General features: G+C 38.1%; 1 protein-coding gene and 1 pseudogene. One reads left to right on the forward strand and one right to left on the reverse strand.

Features of this window, described 5'->3' with window-relative positions:
* Positions 1–415 precede the first annotated feature (415 nt).
* Positions 416–1,363, forward strand: coding sequence for a UvrD-helicase domain-containing protein (locus J9892_RS15850; RefSeq protein ID WP_349237049.1), 948 nt, complete (start codon positions 416–418; stop codon positions 1,361–1,363).
* Positions 1,364–1,474: 111 nt separating this feature from the next.
* Here the strand turns inward: J9892_RS15850 and J9892_RS15855 are convergent.
* Positions 1,475–1,607: pseudogene (locus tag J9892_RS15855) on the reverse strand (IS4 family transposase); the annotation flags it as partial.

Here is a 1,607-nt window from a genome sequence, read left to right on the forward strand (position 1 = left end):
AAGAAAATCTCTTTTCTGGTCTGACGGCGCTTACTGCTGAATTCACTGTCGGCGAAGGTAAGTTGATGACTCATGATGAACCCTGTTCCATGGCTCCAGATGACAAACATGATCTCATATCAGGGACTTGTTCGCACCTTCCTTAGTAACCTCAAAAAAAGATACTATTTTAGAAAATGATTCTGCACCCGATTTCAGGAGTTTTGCAACTTTTGAAAGAAAATTTCTAGGCGGGATACTTACCTATAAAATTGGATGTAAGACTAAAAAACAAAAATTTATTAGATGTACTGATTCAGATAGCTTCGTTGAGTCGCTAAATAATTTAATAGCAAAGCATATTACAACAACAATAGAGCAGAAAGTTACCGAGTTTTATAGTCTTGCTTTTGACGAGTACCCAAGAGATTCTTGGGTGAACAATCTTGCTCAAATATGTACTTCATTAAGCCACGACTATCAGGCCCAGTGCGAACAATGGGAAAGATATTTAAATCCTGAACTAATAGAGAAGGTAAAAAATCTAATATCATATCATCCTCTTAATATTGACTACATACGCGAGCAGCATGAAGAGTATCAACTTATAAAAAGAAAAGAGTTCTTTGATGTCGTAGAATCAAATCCATTAACTAATGAACAGCGTTTGGGCGTATTACGTTCCAATGATAGGAATATGGTGCTTGCAGCAGCTGGTACTGGAAAAACATCTGTCATGGTTGCTAAAACCCTCGATCTGATAGACCGAGGATTAGCAAAGCCATCGGAGATCTTGGTTCTTGCATATAACAATGCCGCTGCAAACGAACTACGTGAACGCCTCGAAGATAAAGCTAAGAAATCTAATATTGAGCTAGAATCGACTCCAGAGATTGCTACTTTCCATGCGTTAGGCAGGATGATCCTACGTAATTCAAACGTTGATACCAACATATCTATTTTTACTGAGGATGACGTAAAACTAAAACTATGGGTCACCTCATGGCTTGAAGAATATTTATCATCGGATATCGATAGAATTTATGACTTTATAAACTTGTTCCCAGAACCCGTTAACCCTTTTGATTTTAAGTCAAAGTCAGAATATGAAGCGTATATCAGGGACAACGAATTCAGAACCCTCAACAGTGATCTCGTTAAGGGTTACCAGGAACTCCTTATAGCAAATTTCCTTTATGAAAATGGTGTTGAGTATAAGTATGAGTCTCCATATGTGACCAAACGGCGCATCGATATTGGTTTTGACTATCGCCCAGACTTTAAAATCATAGAACCTGAACTTTACATTGAACATTTTGGTGTAGACCGTAATGGAAGAACTAGGCCGGATACATGTACAGGATCTTTAGCGCCAACCAATTGAAATAGATATAAAAAAGGCTTCGTTTGTGATCTAATTTTATCGCCAAACAAAATCAACACGCGCGAAGCCTATGACCATTATTAATGCTAATCACTATCCATGTACAGAACCTTAAGCGGCAAGCGAATTAATAATACCGTCTAACGTGTTGTTTTGCTTGGATTTTCTCTGCCTACTCTTTTTGCCGTTTTTGGATAAATACACCATTGCCCACTCCAACTTCTCTGTTATTTCCTGCCACGCA

The sequence above is a fragment of the Aeromonas sp. Prich7-2 genome (assembly GCF_017939255.1).
Lineage (GTDB): Bacteria > Pseudomonadota > Gammaproteobacteria > Enterobacterales > Aeromonadaceae > Aeromonas > Aeromonas caviae.